Here is a 17,224-nt window from a genome sequence, read left to right as displayed (position 1 = left end):
ATCGTGACTATTCAGCGCAAAAAAATCACAGTAGTCGGCGCCGGATTTACCGGAGCTACAACGGCTTTGATGCTTGCCCAAAAAGAACTCGGGGATGTAATTCTGGTTGATATTCCACAACTGGAAAACCCGACTAAAGGTAAAGCGCTCGACATGTGGGAAGCTAGTCCTGTTCAGGGCTTCGACAGCAATATCGTCGGTACTTCCAACTACGAGGATACTGCAGGTTCGGAGATTGTTATTATTACGGCAGGTATTGCCCGTAAACCGGGTATGAGCCGTGATGATCTGGTCAACACGAATGCAGGAATCGTGAAGTCTGTTTGTGAAAATGTGAAAAAATATTGCCCTGATTCCATCGTCATTATTCTAAGCAACCCGGTAGATGCAATGACATATGCAGCTTATCAGACGCTTGGTTTTCCTAAAAACCGCGTAATCGGTCAGTCCGGTGTACTGGATACTGCACGTTATTGTACATTCATTGCACAAGAGCTGAATGTATCGGTTGAAGACGTCCGTGGATTCGTGCTTGGCGGACACGGAGACGATATGGTACCACTCGTTCGTTATTCCAGCGTTGGCGGGATTCCAATCGATACCCTCATCCCGGCAGATCGCATTGAAGCCATCGTACAACGCACACGTGTTGGCGGCGGTGAGATCGTGAACCTGCTTGGAAATGGCAGCGCATATTATGCACCAGCAGCTTCATTGGTGCAAATGACCGAAGCCATTTTGAAAGACAAAAAACGAATCATTCCGGTTATTGCTTACCTTGAAGGGGAATATGGCTACAACGACTTGTTCCTTGGTGTGCCAACCGTTCTGGGTGGTAACGGAATCGAAAAAATATTTGAACTGGAACTGACTGCTGAAGAAAAAGCGGGACTAGACAAATCTGCGGATTCGGTTCGTAACGTCATTTCAGTAGTAAACTTGTAAGTTTGAAATTTTTTTGACAGGAACAGACAGAAAACCTCCGGATCATCCGGAGGTTTTCTTTTCTTTGGATAAGTTCCCCAGTATAATGAGATGTGATGTATAGCACACTGAATGAAATTTTTGAGGAGGATGGACATTTTGACAATGATTATGTATTTGCTCCATATTATTGGAGCACTGGCGATGGGCTTCTATCTGATCTTGCCATTCGTAGTTGGCAAAATCCGGACCTTGAGTGTCGCCGCTCAAGAGGGAGCATTTGCATCGCTCCGTTCATTGAACCGTATCGCACAGTACGGACTTGTGATTCAGCTTCTTACGGGTGGTTACTTGATGACCAAGGGTGACTATTCCTATGTGTGGATGGGCGTAGTAGTGGTATTGTTGCTGGCTATCGCAGCAATTGGTGGCATTATGGGGAAACCGCTACGGTTGGCAGCAGAGGCTGTGAAAAGCAATCGTGACGTCAGTGCAGAGCAGAGCAAGATTCGTACGTTCAGCACATTACTGGCCGTATTCCTGCTCATTATGGTATATCTGATGGTGAACAACCAGGTAATCTAATAACTGCTGCGAACAAGTTTTATTGGCGAGCTTAACTTAAAACGTTTGCACTTCTAACGTTGGGACAAGCTGAATAAGAAAGTGAAATCTTGAATCGTAGTGAAATAGACAGCCCAGAGGCTGTCTATTTTTGTTCGCTTTATTTTGGCAAAATGTCTGACAAGAAGCGAGGTGGTGGTGTTGAACTAGCGGCATGTATAGGTTCACTTTGTTTACTCTACATTTAGTTAACTCAGGCTCACAGCGTGGGCAAATACGGTGTTACGACCGTTACGCTTGGATTCATATAGTGCTGTATCGGCATCACGCAGTAAGGATTCCAAAGAATCGGACCCTCCATTATATTGCGCCACTCCAAAGCTTGAAGTCAGTGGAATACGAGTACCTTGTACCTCCAGCGGGTCATTCAACAAAGCCACGCGTAACTTCTCAGCAAGCTGCTCACCGTCTTGGAGGGAGGCATTGGGTACCGCGATAACAAACTCTTCTCCTCCATAACGTGCAAACAACATCTCCGAATTCAGATAACGATTACATACAGAGACCACATGAATGATCGCCTGATCGCCAACGTCATGTCCATAGGTATCGTTAATTCGTTTGAAAAAATCAATGTCAAATAATATAAAGGCTGCAGGCCGCAGATTAAGCTGGGCTTCGCTCAGTATCTCTCGACCTCTAAGTAGGAACTGCGTACGGTTATAAATTTTGGTGAGACCATCAAAGTAAGCCATTTGTTTCAGTTGTTCCTGAAGGAAACGTTGCTCTGTAATATCAATCAGCATAATCAGAGTGCCAACGGCCTGTCCTTCTTTGTTATAAACATAAGAGGTCCTTACTTGATAACAGACGGTCTCTCCGCTCAATTGCCAGTACAAATCGGTTTGCAGACCTTCTCGGCCATATTCTACTGGAAAGGTCTCGCCGGCAAGGGATAGCCATATATCGTTCAGATGTTGACCCACCATGCTGAAATCAAGCTCTGGAAGCATATCACGCAGAGATTTGTTGTAATCGACGAGACGATTGGAACTATCCAGCACAATAACGCCTTCACGCATGCTCTCAAAGATACTATCTTTGGCAATAGGTACGATGGTTAGCAGTCGGGATGATAGAATGGCCCAGATGTACATTGCGGATGTAATGCACATGAGAACCGGAACCGGGTCCATACCACCTGGGGTCAGACCAAGCAAATACACAAAGGCCGCTACCATAGGAATAAGTTGTGAAGTGATCAGTGTGAGTAACTGACGACGATACATCTTTTTGGTATGTTTCCATTGTCCGACGAGAATAAGGCAGGCACATAGCAGACAGGAAAAGGTGAATGCACCATGAACAACGTACCATTGCCCTATGGCAATATCCATTAGAGGGACGGGACTATCTTCTCTTAGCCATACTCTTTTATAGAAAAGATGATGAAAATCATTTGTTGCGACCATGAACAAGGTAATGGAAGGGATTACAAACAGCGCCGCAGAAGCTTTTTTGGATAACTTTTTACCTGTGTATTGCATCATGAGCATCAGTCCAAGAGAGGCGGAGAAAGGCATGCCGATGTATTCGACGACCGTCCAGAATTTCATCTGCTCCAGTGTATTGCTGGCGAGCTCAATCGCGTATCCGAAGGTGTAAACAGACAGAGCTGCTGTATAGAGAATGAATATCTTCGAACTGGGGATTTCTGCTCTTCTAACATAAGTATATAAACACAGAAAAACATTCAGCACAGCTGAAGTAGTTACAAGTGTTATATAAGAATTAATGTGCGATTCCATGGGTTAGGTCTCCATATTAGATCAGAATATTTGCTAAGTTGGAAGTACGACAGTCTCATTCAAACTGAATTAATGCTGTTTAAAGCTTATCTGTATACTGTACATTGTACATCAGCCCCTACGGCATAGGAATACAATTTGGGTGGTGAATCGGTCAATTTCGAAAAAATTTCGAATGTTTGGAAATATAGATCGAATTCAATGCGGCTTTGCCTCAGTTACAGCATGTTTACGAGAGAAGATAAAGAAACAACCATTTTAGTATAGGGAATTTGTTGTTTAACCGCCAAAAGCGAGTGGTAAGTATGTATCGAGGCAATAGATCAGGGACTTTGAAGCATGACTGTTGAAAAAGGGAATAATCTGTAATGTTCATGCCATCCTACAGAATGAGACTAGATCAGATATTCCATTTTGAGAGGAGAAATGCCAGATGTCAACCAACACACAAAACAAAAAGACGATGCCAGCCCAACATCAGAATCAGCGCCCGGGTATTGAATCGGAGATGCACCCCAAGCCAGAGTTTGAGAAACCTGAATATAAAGCAGCCGGTAAATTGTTGGATAAGGTTGCTCTGATCACGGGTGGAGACAGCGGAATTGGACGTGCTGTTGCCGTTACATATGCGAAAGAAGGCGCAGATGTAGCGATTATATACCTGAGTGAACATGAGGATGCAGAAGAGACCAAACGTCAGGTCGAGCAGGAAGGACGCAAATGTATTTTGATTGCCGGTGACATTGGTGACAATGCCTTTGCCAAGAAATCCGTGCAACAGACAGTAGATCAGCTGGGCAAGCTGGATATTGTCGTGAATAATGCAGCGGAGCAGCATCCCCAGCAGCAGCTGGAGGATATTACTCCAGAACAGTTGGAGCGTACGTTCCGCACAAATATTTTTGGCATGTTTTATATTACACAGGCTGCTCTGCCACATCTTAAGAAAGGCAGTACAATCATTAATACAACCTCCATTACCGCATATCGCGGAAATCCGACGTTAATTGATTATTCATCTACGAAAGGAGCTATCACTTCATTTACACGCTCCTTGTCGATGAACGTTGTGGAGAAGGGAATTCGTGTGAATGCTGTCGCTCCAGGGCCGATTTGGACCCCGCTCATTCCATCCACATTTGATGAGAAAAAAGTGAGCGAATTTGGTGCAACTCAGCCGATGAAACGTCCAGGGCAACCGGATGAACTGGCTCCAGCTTACGTGTATCTCGCTTCGGACGATTCTTCCTACGTGAGCGGTCAGGTGATGCACGTTAATGGCGGCGAAGTGGTCAACGGATAATCCATTGACGGCGTAATTCGAATGAAGGCGTATCGTTTACCAGCACGACTGGTCGATACGTCTTTTTTTATGAGTATATTGCGAAATGGATTTAATTTTGATCCTATTTACAAAAGTCGGGATCGGCGTTGATACAATCATGATATTTTATCATTAGGCTTGCCAGTGGATAGTTCTAGAACAGCTGCCGCTCTGCTGCTTATCAAAAATGGCAGGGTCTCCATGCTATCTGTGATATGATATAGACCGAACAAGTAAGCTTCGGGGGCGGTCATATGAAGATTAGCAAACAAAATGCAGCACACTATATATGGGGTGGACAATGTGATGGCTGGCATCTCGTCCAAAATGAAGCACTGAGCGTTATTCATGAACGTATGCCTGCAGGAACATCTGAAACCCGGCATTATCATTTGATAAGTCGTCAGTTCTTTTTCATCCTTAGTGGTGAGGCCTGTATGGAACTTAACGGGGAAGAGTTCATGCTCGGACCCCATGAAGGGATAGAAATTGCGCCGAAGATGCCACATCAGATGCAGAATCGTGGAGAAGCAGATGTGGAGTTTCTTGTTATTTCACAGCCCACCACTCGTGGTGATCGAATAGAAATGGATATGTAATTATTAATTTTATAACAAAGGAAGAGATAGATGAGACCGTTCCGAATTCGCCTTGCCATCATTATGATGGTGCTGATCGGTATTTCCGTCATTGTTGCGGGTTATACGATGGGCAGAGTTTTTAAGACTACTCACATTACCGCACTGGAGCAAACGATGGTGCGTGAGATTAACTTGCTCAAAGCAACGTTCCCGTTTCATGATGCAACTGATCCAAACAATGCAGAGACACAGAAATATTACTCTGAACGTGCTGTCGAGCTGGATCGACTGACGGATTCACGGGTAACCTTTATCAATAAAGACGGAACGGTCATTGGTGACTCGGAGAGCGATCCCAATTCAATGGACAACCACTTGAACCGTCAAGAGATTAAAGAAGCGGTTGGACAAAACTATGGTCAGTCAATTCGTTATAGTGCAACATTAGGACAGGACATGCTGTATGTTGCGCTTCCTGTGAATTCGGATCAAAGCGACATGATTGAGTTACCCAATGGGAAATTTGACGGTTACATTCGACTATCCATGAGCCTTGAAGCTGTAGATCAGGGCCTTCAGCAGGGATGGATTTTGATGTTCTTCACCCTGGGCCTTCTGTTTCTGATTGTGGCTCTGGTAAGTTACCGGGTTGCGCGGGGACTGACATCACCCATTGAGCATATTACGAAGGTGGCTCACCGGATCACCAAGCTGGATTATGATGCGAGAGTGGATGTAACTCGAAATGATGAGATCGGTCAACTGGGACTTGCCATTAATGGAATGGCAGACAGCCTTCAGATGCAGCTAAAAACGATTAGAGATAATGAAGCGCTGCTGCAAAGCGTGCTTGCCAACATGACAGGCGGCATTATCATGATTGATGCAGGTCAATCCATTGCGCTGGTTAACCGGGAAGCGGAGCGTATGCTTGGCATTCAGGCGGAGCGGGTTACCGGGAAACCTTATATTGAATTGAAGCGGCATTATGAGCTGACGCGCACGATTGAAGAAAGTGTTGCATTGCGAGAACCAATGCATGAAGAAGTAAGTGTGTTCAATCCGGTGGAAAAATTGATTCGTATTGATGGAGTACCGATGTCTGAAGATGACGGCGCTTATCGGGGAATGCTCTTCCTCCTTCAGGATGTAACAGCAATCCGCAGGCTGGAATCGATGCGCAGTGAGTTCGTAGCAAATGTATCTCATGAACTTAAGACGCCGGTAGCTGCAGTCAAAGGTTTTGCCGAAACGCTTCTTAGCGGTGGCGTACAGGATAAAGAGACAGAGCGTTCATTCTTGCAAATCATATATGATGAAGGTGACAGACTGAACCGATTGATCGGAGATATTCTGGAATTGTCCAAAATTGAGTCCAAACGGGCTCCGCTGCAGTGTTCACCTGTGCATGTGCATTCGTTCTTCGAGATGGTTCTGGGTACCTTGTCCAAGGTGGCGGAGAAGAAAGAGATTCGGCTGGAGATGAATGTTCCCGAAGAATTGTATATTGAAGCTGATGAGGATAAAATGAAGCAGATCTTTATTAATCTGTTATCCAACGGCATTAATTACACTCCTGAGGGTGGACGGGTAAAACTACAAGTGTCGGTTGAACATAATGAGGACGAAGAAGAAGTTGTATTTGCAGTATCCGACACAGGAATTGGTATTCCGAAGAAAGATTTGCCGCGGATTTTTGAACGCTTCTATCGGGTAGACAAGGGCAGATCCCGTAATTCGGGAGGAACTGGACTTGGACTTTCAATTGTGAAACATCTGGTAGAATTGCACCATGGCAAACTGTCTGTAGAGAGTGAACTTGGCATGGGGACTACGTTTCGTGTTATCCTTCCATTAATTCAGGATGAAGAAATCTAGTGCAATGGAAGTGAAATGTAAAAGGAATGCGCTGTTTTACACAGAGTTAACAATTAGGTGCTATGATAAACAAAGTGTTGTGGCAACAGACAACCTATAGGAGAGAAGGGGTATCATGGCGCAGCGTTTGCTCGTTATTGAAGATGAACCAACATTATCAAGATTGCTTACGTACAACCTGACACAAGAGGGCTATGATGTTATTGCTGAGGATCACGGATCTTCAGGTTATGATCGGGCGTTGTCCCAGGAATTTGATCTGATTCTGCTGGATCTGATGCTTCCTGGAATGAATGGTCTGGATATTCTGAACAAGTTACGAATTCAGGGTGTCAGCACACCGGTCATTATTCTCACAGCCAAAAACGGTGAAGCCGAAGTTGTACAAGGCTTAAAATCAGGTGCCGATGATTATATTACGAAGCCATTTGGTGTATCTGAATTGCTTGCACGTGTAGATGCAGTATTAAGACGTTATTCGAACGGTGAAGATTTGCCGCAGCCAGAGGATAAGGACGGGTCACGTATTATTCTGGGAGAGCTTGAGATTTATCCTTTGAAGTATGAAGTGACACTGGGTGGACAATCCATCAGTCTTCGTCCCAAGGAATTCGAGGTACTGCTTTATCTGGCCAAGAAGCCGGGTGTTGTGCTTACTCGGGATGATCTGATGAATGCGGTCTGGGGCTTCGATTATATCGGAGGACAGCGCACGGTGGACGTTCATGTCAGTTCATTACGGAAAAAGTTGGAGCTTGATCCGGAATCGGTTCACATTGATTCAATTCGCGGTGTAGGTTATAAATTAGTTGTAAAAAGAAAAACTCCCCATCATTCAAGTTAACAATGATCGGGGAGTTTTATTTTACATTCCGTTAACACAAACAATTATTTTCCTTTACGTATAGGGAGTAGGATGAAGCTGTCTGAGTGATACTTTGTACCTACATATCCCACCTCAGGACGGAGCTCATACGTAAAGGAGATTGCGCATTTATGCCCATGTTGCTCGAAGTGAAGCCCGACCAGCCCGAAGAAATAATAGATACGCAACAGGATCAAGTTATAGCTCCCATGGGAGAGCAAAAAGATGATGATAAAGTTGGGGTCACCAAAGAGAATGTAATCTCATTAAGGGATTATTGCCGTCAAATACCTGTAATTGACGTTCACACTACCTGTGGGGAAGCGGCAAGCCTGCTCAATCAGGATCAGGAGTACCCTTGTATTGTATTATGTGCTGATCACATGCAGCCATTAGGTTTGTTGATGCGAGAGACGTTATACCGGATGTTGAATGGACGCTTCGCGGCAGATCTCTTCTATCGGAAGCCGGTTGTTCATGTAGCGGACTCTTCTCCTGTTATTGTCGATGTGCATGCAGAAGCGACTGCGATTATTGACATTGCCTTGGCGCGCAGTGAGCAATATTTCTACGATTGTTTGATCGTTACGGAAGAAGACCGATTGCTGGGTGTGCTGACGATGAGGGATGTCATGTCCCTTTCCCGTAAGCTGCAGCATGTGGCTTCGGAAGAACGTGTACATATTATTACACAGAGCAGGCAGGAAATAACGAGAATTAACGACTCTGTCACCAAACTGGTTCAAGCAGCTCGAAAGGCGGGGCAAGAAGCGTCTCAGATCATGCAGTTATCCGAACGGGGAGCAAGCAGTCTCAATCAGGTTGATGCTTCCTATAACCGTGTATATCAGCATATGGAGGGTCAGCAGAAGCACGCGGATGACATGCTTCGCTCCATCGATATGGGTTCCGGGATGGCGCGTTCCATTCGTTCATTGGCTGACCAAAGCGGGCTACTCGCCATGAATGCTTCCATTGAAGCGGCACATGCGGGGGAGTATGGACGGGGTTTCCAGGTCGTCGCTGGTGAGATTCGCGCACTAGCCAAGCAGACCCGTGAGGTTGCGGGTAATATGTCCTCTTTACTGGATGATATCGGAGGATTGACCAGACAGACTGTAGAACTGGTGAGAGCAAGCTCGGCAGAGATTGATAACAGCTCTGTTCATGTAAACGAAGGTGGGGCTGCGTTCAAACAATTGAACACGGCTGTAGCTGGCATGTCCCATATTGCAGCGGATATCGCGATGGAAGGCAATACGGCGGGAGAATTGGCTGGGCACATTCGGGAGAGACTGCAAGATATGGTTCAGGCGGATGACTAAACGAAGGTAGGATGGACATCATTCATACACAATGACCGGATAGGAGGGTCGTGGGTGTGAAAGATGTCTCTTTTTACATTCCGTTAACATGAAAGTGATACTGTTTTTACAATGAGAGGGTAGGATATTATAGATGACCGAGAGCCAAGTTCAATCATTGGCATCGGTCTACGTAAGGGAATCTGGTTGTCCCTGCCGCGAAGGAGAAGTGAACATCCATGAAGGACCTCATTCACATTGAAGGACTTAATTTATACTATGATACGCATCACGCGCTTAAAAATATATCGATGGACCTGCCGGAGAAGACGGTTACTGCATTTATTGGTCCGTCGGGCTGTGGTAAATCGACCTTGCTTCGTACATTGAATCGGATGAATGACATGATTCCAGGCGTACGTGTGGAAGGACAAGTTATGTTGGACGGTTCTGACATTTATAGCAATGAGATTGAAGTAGAGACGCTGCGCAAGCGGGTCGGAATGGTATTTCAGCAGCCTAACCCTTTTCCAAAATCCATTTACGATAACGTGGCCTATGGACCACGACTTCACGGGGTGACGCAAAAAGCCGAACTGGATCGTTTGGTTGAGCAGAGTCTTGTTCATGCTGCACTGTGGGATGAAGTAAAGGATGTGCTCAAAAAATCAGCACTCAGTCTCTCTGGTGGACAACAGCAGCGCCTCTGTATTGCGCGTGCTCTGGCCGTGCAGCCTGACGTACTGTTGATGGATGAAGCAACATCTGCACTTGATCCAATCTCAACGCTTAAAATTGAGGAACTGGTCAAGGAATTGCACCACAAATACACGATTGTAATGGTAACCCACAACATGCACCAAGCTGCACGTGTATCGGGTCGTACAGTATTTTTCCTGAACGGAGAAGTGGTGGAGGCAGCAGATACAGAAACGTTGTTCTCCACACCGCAGGATTCCAGAACCGAGGATTATATATCCGGACGGTTCGGATAAGCAAGCTGAGTTCGAACGATCCCGGCATGTCCGGAGATGATGGATAAGGAGGACATGGAATCTATGATTCGCAGAAAAGAATTTGATCAGGAGCTTGAGGAACTGCGCACACTGCTTCGGCAAATGGGTGAGCATGTAGGCACAGCTTTGGATGGTGCTATTGAAAGTTTACAGACGATGGATGCCGAGAAAGCTCAGGTCATCATCAAGAATGATGCGAATCTGAATGCCCTGGAAGACAAGATTATGGAACTGGGTTCCAAGCTCATCATTACACAACAGCCGGTAGCGAAGGATTTGCGACGCATTATTGTTGCCTTCAAAATCTCAAGTGACTTGGAGCGTATGGGTGACCTTGCGCTGGATGTGGCCAAAGTGACCCTTCGTATGGATGGGCAGGAGCTCATTAAACCGCTTGTGGATATTCCAAGAATGGCGGAAATCGTGAAGTCCATGATTGAGGAATCCATTGAATCCTTCCTGAAAGAAAATACGGATCTGGCCTACAAAATGGCTCAGACCGATGATCAGGTTGACCAATTGTACAGTCATATGATCAGTGATCTCTACTCGTTTATGACAGACCATCCAAATAAGGCTTCCCAAGCGATGCTTTTGATGTTGGTAGGACGTTATATCGAACGGATTGGTGACCACGCAACAAATATTGGTGAGAGCACGGTGTATCTGGTAACAGGAAAACGCCCTGATTTGAATCAATAGGTAACCGCTTATAGTGGAATTGGGGTATTATTCGTAGCGAAATGAAGGGACTTTCTCTCGGTCGGCCTGTGAACAGGTCACCCGCTGAGGGAGTTCCTTTTTTTGCAGGCCAAATCATGACCTATAAAGATGACTAATTTTTTTGTTGTAACTGGTGTGTATGGTATCATGAGAGTAGATGTAATTGAAGGATTGACCATACGATACGCGAGGTGCTGGAATGGACAAGTTTATTCTTATAGATGGAAATAGCATTATTTACAGGGCATTTTTTGCAATGCCGCCGCTAACTAACTCGAAAGGCTTGCACACCAATGCGGTGTACGGCTTCACCACGATGCTGCTGCGCTTGCTGGAAGAGCATAAACCGACACATGTGATGGTGGCATTTGATGCAGGCAAAGTTACGTTCCGGCACGAAGGTTACCAGGAATATAAGGGTGGTCGTGAGAAAACACCACCGGAGTTGTCCGAGCAATTTCCGCTGCTGAAAGAGCTGCTTCAGGGCTTCGGGATTGCCCAGTTTGAGCTTGCAGGGTTTGAAGCGGATGACATTATCGGAACATTAACGAAACGTGCGGACGAAGCTGGAAGACAGGTTCTCGTTGTGTCGGGTGACAAAGATATGTTGCAGCTTGCCTCTGAACATGTGCATATCGGGCTTACGCGTAAAGGGGTAACCGAGATTGAGCTATACGATCCCGCTCAGATTAAGGAGCGCTATGGTCTGACCCCGCTGCAAATCATTGACCTCAAAGGTCTGATGGGCGATGCGTCCGACAATATTCCGGGCATTCCTGGCGTCGGAGAGAAAACGGCTCTGAAACTGCTGCACCAGTTCGGTTCGGTTGAAGAAGTTCTTAACGGTACAGGTGAGCTAAAGGGAAAAATGAAAGAAAAGATTGAGGCTCACGCCGAAGATGCACGTATGAGTAAGCAGCTTGCCACGATCCACCGTGAAGTTCCATTGGAACAAACTTGGGAAGATATGCAGTTTGCTGGCTTAAAAGAGGAACTGGCAGGTCCGGCTTTGGCCAAGCTCGAATTCAAGTCTTTGCTTGAGCGCCTGTCATTCCGTGCAAGTGTAGTTTCTGAACAGGAAGCCGTTCCGGCTGCCGCAGTGGAATCCTCCATTGCAACAGAAGAAACGATTAGTGAACTGTTCGGTTCACTCGAATCCATTGATGTGCTGCATGTGGAGACACATGGCGATAACCCGCATCAGGCGAAACTAATTGGACTTGCTGTCGGTTCAGCCGGAACCTATACATTCCTGTCTCCCGAATTGCTTCAGTCTGAGGCAGCGGCCCCAGTGAGAGAGTGGCTTGGCAATGCAGATCAACCCAAGCGTGGTTATGATCTGCACCGTGTTGATCTGGCATTGCATGCGCATGGCATTGAGTTTGCTGGAGCGTCATTTGATGTGCAGCTGGCTGCCTATTTGCTTGATCCAACCGAATCGAATCAGACGATCAGTGGCCTGACCACGAAGTATGGTCTGCCTTCCCTTGTGGAGGATGATACGGTTATGGGCAAAGGTGCAAAATACCGGGTGCCTGAGGCGGATATACTGGGCGATTTTCTATGTCGCAAAGCGGCCGCAGTAGCAGCCATTATTCCACTCCAGGAGCAGGCACTGGAGAGCAATGAGATGAACGCACTTTTCCATGAACTCGAAATGCCGTTGTCACGTATTCTTGCAGATATGGAGAAACAGGGCATTAAGGCTAATACGGCAGATTTGCAGGCTTTGGGTAGTGAGTTCGAAGAAAATATCAGCAGGTTGATGGCGGAAATCTACAAGCTTTCCGGCACGGAATTCAATCTGAATTCACCGAAACAGCTGGGTGAGATTTTATTCGATAAACTAGGTCTGCCTGTGGTGAAGAAAACAAAAACAGGATACTCTACGGATGCCGAAGTATTAGAGAAGCTGGCTCCATATAATGATGTGGTCAAACATATTCTGCAATATCGTCAACTTGCCAAGTTACAGTCCACATATGTAGAAGGACTGCTCAAAGAGATTTCAGATAAGGATGGCAAGGTGCATACGTTTTACCGTCAGACGATCGCGGCTACTGGGCGTCTGAGCAGCCAGTTCCCGAACTTGCAGAACATTCCGATTCGGATGGAGGAAGGTCGTAAAATCAGGAAGGTATTTGTTCCTTCCGAGCCGGGCTGGTCCATTTTGGCAGCAGACTATTCGCAGATTGAACTGCGCGTCCTTGCACATATTTCAGATGATGAGCGGCTGAAGGAAGCTTTTGTTCAGGACATGGATATCCATACGAAGACGGCCTCCGATGTGTTTGGTGTGAAGCCAGAAGAGGTGGATGGAGACATGCGTCGTTCTGCCAAGGCGGTTAACTTCGGAATTGTTTATGGCATCAGTGATTACGGCCTTTCGCAGAACCTGCACATCACGCGGAAAGAGGCAGCACAGTTTATCGATCAATACTTTGAAGTATTTCAGGGTGTTCGCCGATATATGGATGATATTGTGAAGGAAGCCCGTCAGGATGGTTATGTCAAAACGTTGCTGGAACGCCGTCGTTATCTGCCAGAAATCAATGCAAGCAACTTTAACCTGCGTTCCTTCGCGGAACGGACAGCGATGAATACACCGATTCAGGGAACTGCGGCAGATATCATCAAGCTTGCCATGGTACAGATGGATGAAGCACTGCGTGAACGCAAGCTGAAGAGCCGCATGCTATTACAGGTGCACGATGAGCTTGTATTCGAAGTGCCTGCGGATGAAATGGAACTGATGAAAGAGCTGGTTCCTTCGGTGATGGAAAAAGCATTGGAGCTGTCAGTGCCGCTAAAAGCGGAAGTCAGCTACGGAGAAAACTGGTACGAGGCTAAATAATAGATCCCAAGCGGGTTTTCCGTTATTTTACAAAATATTTTTCAACTGTTTTCGACACAAGAAGGGGTCCCGCTGAGCGCCATCTTCCGTTATAATATAGGGGAGGTGAGAACATCATGCCGGAATTACCGGAAGTCGAAACAGTCAGAAGAACATTGAATCAACTTATTGTTGGCAAGACCATTGACTCCGTTACCGTTAGCTTGCCGCGGATTATTCAGCGGCCGGACGACATAGATGCATTTGCAATGGAACTTAAGGGACATACCGTGATCGGTGTGGAGCGCAGAGGCAAGTTTTTGCGTATTTTGCTGGACGGGCTGGTGCTTGTCTCCCATCTGCGGATGGAAGGCAGGTACGGGGTATACCAACAGCATGAGGAAGTGGAGAAGCATACCCATGTTATCTTTCACTTTACCGATGGTACAGAATTACGTTACAAGGATGTCCGTCAATTCGGTACAATGCATCTCTTCAATGCAGGGGAGGAACTGGTATCCAAACCTTTGTTAAAACTGGGGCTGGAGCCGCTTGATCCTGCGTTTACTGTAGCTGCATTCCGTGATGCTGTTGGCAAACGCACGACCAAAATTAAAGCCGTCTTGTTAAATCAGGCATATGTGGTCGGCATCGGGAATATTTATGTGGACGAGGCCTTGTTCCGCGCTGGAATTCATCCAGAAACCATTGCCAAGACATTAACCGAAGCCCAGTTAACCGTGCTGCATGAAGCGATCGTGGTTACGCTCCAGGATGCGGTGAATGCAGGAGGTTCCTCCATTAAGTCCTATGTCAATGGACAGGGCGAGATGGGAATGTTCCAGCATCAGTTGAAAATATATGGACGCAAGTCTGAACCTTGTGCAACGTGTGGCACATTAATCGAGAAGAGTGTTGTAGGTGGTAGGGGCACGCATTACTGTCCAAACTGTCAACCGCTGCTCTAAATCGTTGATGGGTTTGGTAGCATGAACGAAATCGTCAAATTGTAGCACCCTTGGATTCCTCCCTCCATATACTGATATGGCAGAAATAAGCGGGCGTATACCCATACTGGCAGCCGCCAGTTGGAACGAGTTCCGCACAGGGGAGGAATCCGGGGTGCTGCATCATTTTATTTCATTACTGGCGCTTGCTTTGGCGCTTAGTTTAGATGGTTTTGGAGTCGGGATTACATATGGGCTGCGGAGAACTAAAATTCCGCTGTTATCCATTGTCGTCATTTCCATCTGTTCGGGTCTGGTTATTGCATTATCGATGCAAGTAGGTGTACTTCTGTCTCATGTCGTATCTCCGGACGTGGCTTCAATTGTTGGAGCGGTTATTCTGATCGGTATTGGCGCATGGTCGTTGCTGCAACTCATTCGAAAACGGGGCAAGGAACAGCTGGAAACGGACAATGGAGTGGGTGAGGGAACAGCAGCAGGAACAATCCGCAGTAGTACGCAAGCCTCACCAGAAGCTCAGCCGAAGGGCAGAAATCAGGTGCTCGCGCTTGAACTTGAGCCATCTGCTTCTGGAGGATCTCTGGAACGAATGGTCTTTACACTTGAGCTGCGGAAGCTGGGTGTAGTTATACAAATTCTGCGGAGTCCCTCGAAGGCAGATATGGATAACTCGGGCAGTATATCCGTCCAAGAAGCGATGTGGCTTGGTATAGCCCTTTCTCTGGATGCTTTCGGTGCAGGATTAGGGGCAGCGTTATTGGGATTCCCAACTTTGTGGACAGCATTAGTTATTGCGTTGTTCAGCGGAGCATTTCTGTCTCTGGGCATGAAAGTTGGATTACGCTTTGCTGCTTTGCGGTGGATGCGAAGATTATCTGTATTACCTGCGCTTTTATTAATGTTTATGGGAATAATGAAGTTGTTGTGAGGTGAAATAATGAATATTGGCTTAACCGGCGGGATCGCGACAGGCAAAAGCAGCGTGTCCGCCTTTCTCGCCAGTAAGGGAGCGTTGCTCATTGATGCAGATGTGATTGCCCGGGAAGTAATGCTGCCCGGGCATCCCGTTTTGGCTGCGGCTGTACAGCGGTTCGGACAAGCCATATTGAATGAGGACGGAACATTGGATCGGAAAAAGCTTGGCAGTATTGTGTTTCAGAATCCAGAGGAACGTAAGGCACTTGAGGCGATTACACATCCTGCGATCCGCAAGGAGATGCGCGAGCGCGCTGCACTGTATGAGCTTGAACATCCGGAAAAGCTGGTCGTATCGGATATTCCGTTATTGTACGAGTCAGGGCTGGAGGATGGCTTCGAAGAAGTGATGGTTGTTTACGTTCCGAGATCAGTGCAGCGGGAACGACTGATGGGCAGGGATGGAATGACGGCGGAACAGGCAGACGCCCGTATCGACGTGCAGATGGATATTGAAGATAAGAAGCAGCGTGCTGACGTGGTTATTGATAACAGCGGCTTGTGGTCAGAGACGGAGCAGCAACTCATTTCTTTTTTGCATCGTAAGGGCCTAATATGAGATTGCTGCGTAAGAAACGGGTATTGTTGTTGATGTTTGTGTCTTTTGTATTGGTGCTGTTCCTGAATACCAATTGGATGTCATGGTTCTATCCGATTCATTATAAGGAAGAGATTCGTGCCCAGTCTCAGAGTTATGAGGTTGATCCGTTTCTCATCGCTTCCATCATCAAGGTGGAGACCAATTTTAAGACAAGCAAGGAATCCAAGAGAGGTGCCATCGGGTTAATGCAGCTAATGCCTGACACTGCTAACTGGATTATGGAGCAGGCCAAAATTCCGGGCACCTCACTGGAAGAATTGAAGCACGAGCCTGAAAGGAATATTCAGCTGGGTACCTGGTATCTACGCAACCTGTCAGATCAATTTGACGGGAATGAAGCGGCTATGATTGCTGCTTACAATGCAGGTCCAGGTAAAGTGAACTCATGGCTAAGGGATGGCGTATGGGATGGTTCATTCGAGACGGTCAAAGATATTCCGTTTGGTGAAACCCGGCACTATGTACAACGCGTCATTTATTATTATAATCAGTATGTAAAGATCTATAATACGTTCTAAGTTAATACAATCTGGATTCATGGTCTAAAATAAGTAGAAGCACCGAGCAGGCCGGTTGTTCACCGGCCGCTCCATGCTCCTCTGTGTACCGTATTACGATGCAGATATTATTGGTATTGACCTGCCAATTGCTGTTCTGCAATTGTTACCAGACGCTTCGTGATGTATCCACCGATCGAACCGTTCTCGTAAGAAGTCATGTTACCTTGGTATCCGTCTTGTGGGATGCTGATTCCGAGTTCTTGAGCAACTTCATATTTCAGTTGTTCGAGAGCTGCGGAAGCTTTAGTTACCACCAGGTTGTTGGAGTTACCATTGCTTTGTGCCATTGCTGTTCACCTC

Annotated in this window: 16 protein-coding genes; 14 read left to right on the top strand and 2 right to left on the bottom strand. The window is 46.5% G+C overall.

Annotation, left to right across the window (positions count from 1 at the left end; genetic code table 11):
• The first annotated feature begins 3 nt into the window (after positions 1-3).
• Together mdh and ACR1R9_RS17585 are read left to right on the top strand one after the other, a co-directional pair.
• Positions 4-945: a malate dehydrogenase gene (gene mdh, locus ACR1R9_RS17590; protein ID WP_076289784.1), complete on the top strand. Its 942-nt coding sequence runs from the start codon at positions 4-6 to the stop codon at positions 943-945.
• 138 nt (positions 946-1,083) lie between these two features.
• On the top strand, positions 1,084-1,509 hold the full coding sequence (locus ACR1R9_RS17585; protein ID WP_099854726.1) for a hypothetical protein: 426 nt from the start codon (positions 1,084-1,086) through the stop codon (positions 1,507-1,509).
• A 227-nt stretch (positions 1,510-1,736) separates the two neighbouring features.
• On the opposite strand, the gene ACR1R9_RS17580 is transcribed toward ACR1R9_RS17585, so the two are convergent.
• Positions 1,737-3,296, bottom strand: a complete 1,560-nt coding sequence (locus ACR1R9_RS17580) for a histidine kinase N-terminal 7TM domain-containing diguanylate cyclase (protein ID WP_076289783.1) — start codon at positions 3,294-3,296, stop codon at positions 1,737-1,739.
• A gap of 433 nt (positions 3,297-3,729) precedes the next feature.
• On the opposite strand from ACR1R9_RS17580, the gene ACR1R9_RS17575 reads away from it, so the two are divergent.
• The 12 genes from ACR1R9_RS17575 to ACR1R9_RS17520 all read left to right on the top strand — a co-directional run bounded on the left by ACR1R9_RS17575 (position 3,730) and on the right by ACR1R9_RS17520 (position 16,882).
• Complete coding sequence (locus ACR1R9_RS17575) at positions 3,730-4,599, top strand: SDR family oxidoreductase (RefSeq protein WP_326067739.1); 870 nt, start codon at positions 3,730-3,732, stop codon at positions 4,597-4,599.
• A gap of 275 nt (positions 4,600-4,874) precedes the next feature.
• Positions 4,875-5,219: a cupin domain-containing protein gene (locus ACR1R9_RS17570; protein WP_433923096.1), complete on the top strand. Its 345-nt coding sequence runs from the start codon at positions 4,875-4,877 to the stop codon at positions 5,217-5,219.
• Between the two features lie 30 nt (positions 5,220-5,249).
• Positions 5,250-7,079 carry a two-component system histidine kinase PnpS gene (pnpS, locus tag ACR1R9_RS17565; RefSeq protein ID WP_076289780.1) on the top strand — a complete coding sequence of 610 codons (1,830 nt, stop codon included), beginning with the start codon at positions 5,250-5,252 and terminating at the stop codon, positions 7,077-7,079.
• 115 nt (positions 7,080-7,194) lie between these two features.
• Positions 7,195-7,923: a response regulator transcription factor gene (locus tag ACR1R9_RS17560; protein ID WP_053783546.1), complete on the top strand. Its 729-nt coding sequence runs from the start codon at positions 7,195-7,197 to the stop codon at positions 7,921-7,923.
• A 152-nt stretch (positions 7,924-8,075) separates the two neighbouring features.
• On the top strand, positions 8,076-9,269 hold the full coding sequence (locus ACR1R9_RS17555) for a methyl-accepting chemotaxis protein (RefSeq protein WP_433923097.1): 1,194 nt from the start codon (positions 8,076-8,078) through the stop codon (positions 9,267-9,269).
• Between the two features lie 218 nt (positions 9,270-9,487).
• Entirely contained in the window at positions 9,488-10,243 is a 756-nt protein-coding gene (gene pstB / locus ACR1R9_RS17550) for a phosphate ABC transporter ATP-binding protein PstB (RefSeq protein ID WP_063568101.1), read from the top strand.
• A gap of 63 nt (positions 10,244-10,306) precedes the next feature.
• Complete coding sequence (gene phoU / locus ACR1R9_RS17545; RefSeq protein ID WP_076289778.1) at positions 10,307-10,966, top strand: phosphate signaling complex protein PhoU; 660 nt, start codon at positions 10,307-10,309, stop codon at positions 10,964-10,966.
• A 220-nt stretch (positions 10,967-11,186) separates the two neighbouring features.
• Positions 11,187-13,841, top strand: a complete 2,655-nt coding sequence (polA, locus tag ACR1R9_RS17540) for a DNA polymerase I (RefSeq protein ID WP_433923098.1) — start codon at positions 11,187-11,189, stop codon at positions 13,839-13,841.
• A 116-nt stretch (positions 13,842-13,957) separates the two neighbouring features.
• Positions 13,958-14,788: a DNA-formamidopyrimidine glycosylase gene (mutM, locus tag ACR1R9_RS17535; protein ID WP_063568104.1), complete on the top strand. Its 831-nt coding sequence runs from the start codon at positions 13,958-13,960 to the stop codon at positions 14,786-14,788.
• A 154-nt stretch (positions 14,789-14,942) separates the two neighbouring features.
• Entirely contained in the window at positions 14,943-15,716 is a 774-nt protein-coding gene (locus ACR1R9_RS17530; protein ID WP_433923695.1) for a manganese efflux pump, read from the top strand.
• A gap of 9 nt (positions 15,717-15,725) precedes the next feature.
• The gene (coaE, locus tag ACR1R9_RS17525) at positions 15,726-16,322 is read left to right on the top strand and encodes a dephospho-CoA kinase (RefSeq protein WP_433923099.1); all 597 of its coding nucleotides are present in this window, start codon (positions 15,726-15,728) and stop codon (positions 16,320-16,322) included.
• The gene (locus tag ACR1R9_RS17520; protein ID WP_063568107.1) at positions 16,319-16,882 is read left to right on the top strand and encodes a lytic transglycosylase domain-containing protein; all 564 of its coding nucleotides are present in this window, start codon (positions 16,319-16,321) and stop codon (positions 16,880-16,882) included. The genes coaE and ACR1R9_RS17520 overlap by 4 nt, the downstream gene beginning before the upstream one ends.
• A gap of 107 nt (positions 16,883-16,989) precedes the next feature.
• Here ACR1R9_RS17520 and ACR1R9_RS17515 read toward each other — a convergent pair whose 3' ends face one another.
• Positions 16,990-17,211, bottom strand: a complete 222-nt coding sequence (locus tag ACR1R9_RS17515) for an alpha/beta-type small acid-soluble spore protein (protein ID WP_053783555.1) — start codon at positions 17,209-17,211, stop codon at positions 16,990-16,992.
• Between the last annotated feature and the right edge of the window lie 13 nt (positions 17,212-17,224).

The organism is Paenibacillus taichungensis (assembly GCF_050994985.1).
Classification (GTDB): Bacteria; Bacillota; Bacilli; order Paenibacillales; family Paenibacillaceae; genus Paenibacillus; species Paenibacillus taichungensis.
Note: the sequence above shows the minus strand (reverse complement) of the source record. Positions and strands in the feature narration are given on the sequence as shown.

Coding starts and splice junctions, on each gene's coding strand:
- ACR1R9_RS17580 (WP_076289783.1), bottom strand. CDS start 3,296: ATGGAATCGCACATTAATTCTTATATAACACTTGTAACTACTTCAGCT.
- ACR1R9_RS17515 (WP_053783555.1), bottom strand. CDS start 17,211: ATGGCACAAAGCAATGGTAACTCCAACAACCTGGTGGTAACTAAAGCT.
- ACR1R9_RS17560 (WP_053783546.1), top strand. CDS start 7,195: ATGGCGCAGCGTTTGCTCGTTATTGAAGATGAACCAACATTATCAAGA.
- pstB (WP_063568101.1), top strand. CDS start 9,488: ATGAAGGACCTCATTCACATTGAAGGACTTAATTTATACTATGATACG.
- polA (WP_433923098.1), top strand. CDS start 11,187: ATGGACAAGTTTATTCTTATAGATGGAAATAGCATTATTTACAGGGCA.
- ACR1R9_RS17570 (WP_433923096.1), top strand. CDS start 4,875: ATGAAGATTAGCAAACAAAATGCAGCACACTATATATGGGGTGGACAA.
- ACR1R9_RS17555 (WP_433923097.1), top strand. CDS start 8,076: ATGCCCATGTTGCTCGAAGTGAAGCCCGACCAGCCCGAAGAAATAATA.
- phoU (WP_076289778.1), top strand. CDS start 10,307: ATGATTCGCAGAAAAGAATTTGATCAGGAGCTTGAGGAACTGCGCACA.
- ACR1R9_RS17520 (WP_063568107.1), top strand. CDS start 16,319: ATGAGATTGCTGCGTAAGAAACGGGTATTGTTGTTGATGTTTGTGTCT.
- coaE (WP_433923099.1), top strand. CDS start 15,726: ATGAATATTGGCTTAACCGGCGGGATCGCGACAGGCAAAAGCAGCGTG.
- pnpS (WP_076289780.1), top strand. CDS start 5,250: ATGAGACCGTTCCGAATTCGCCTTGCCATCATTATGATGGTGCTGATC.
- ACR1R9_RS17575 (WP_326067739.1), top strand. CDS start 3,730: ATGTCAACCAACACACAAAACAAAAAGACGATGCCAGCCCAACATCAG.
- mutM (WP_063568104.1), top strand. CDS start 13,958: ATGCCGGAATTACCGGAAGTCGAAACAGTCAGAAGAACATTGAATCAA.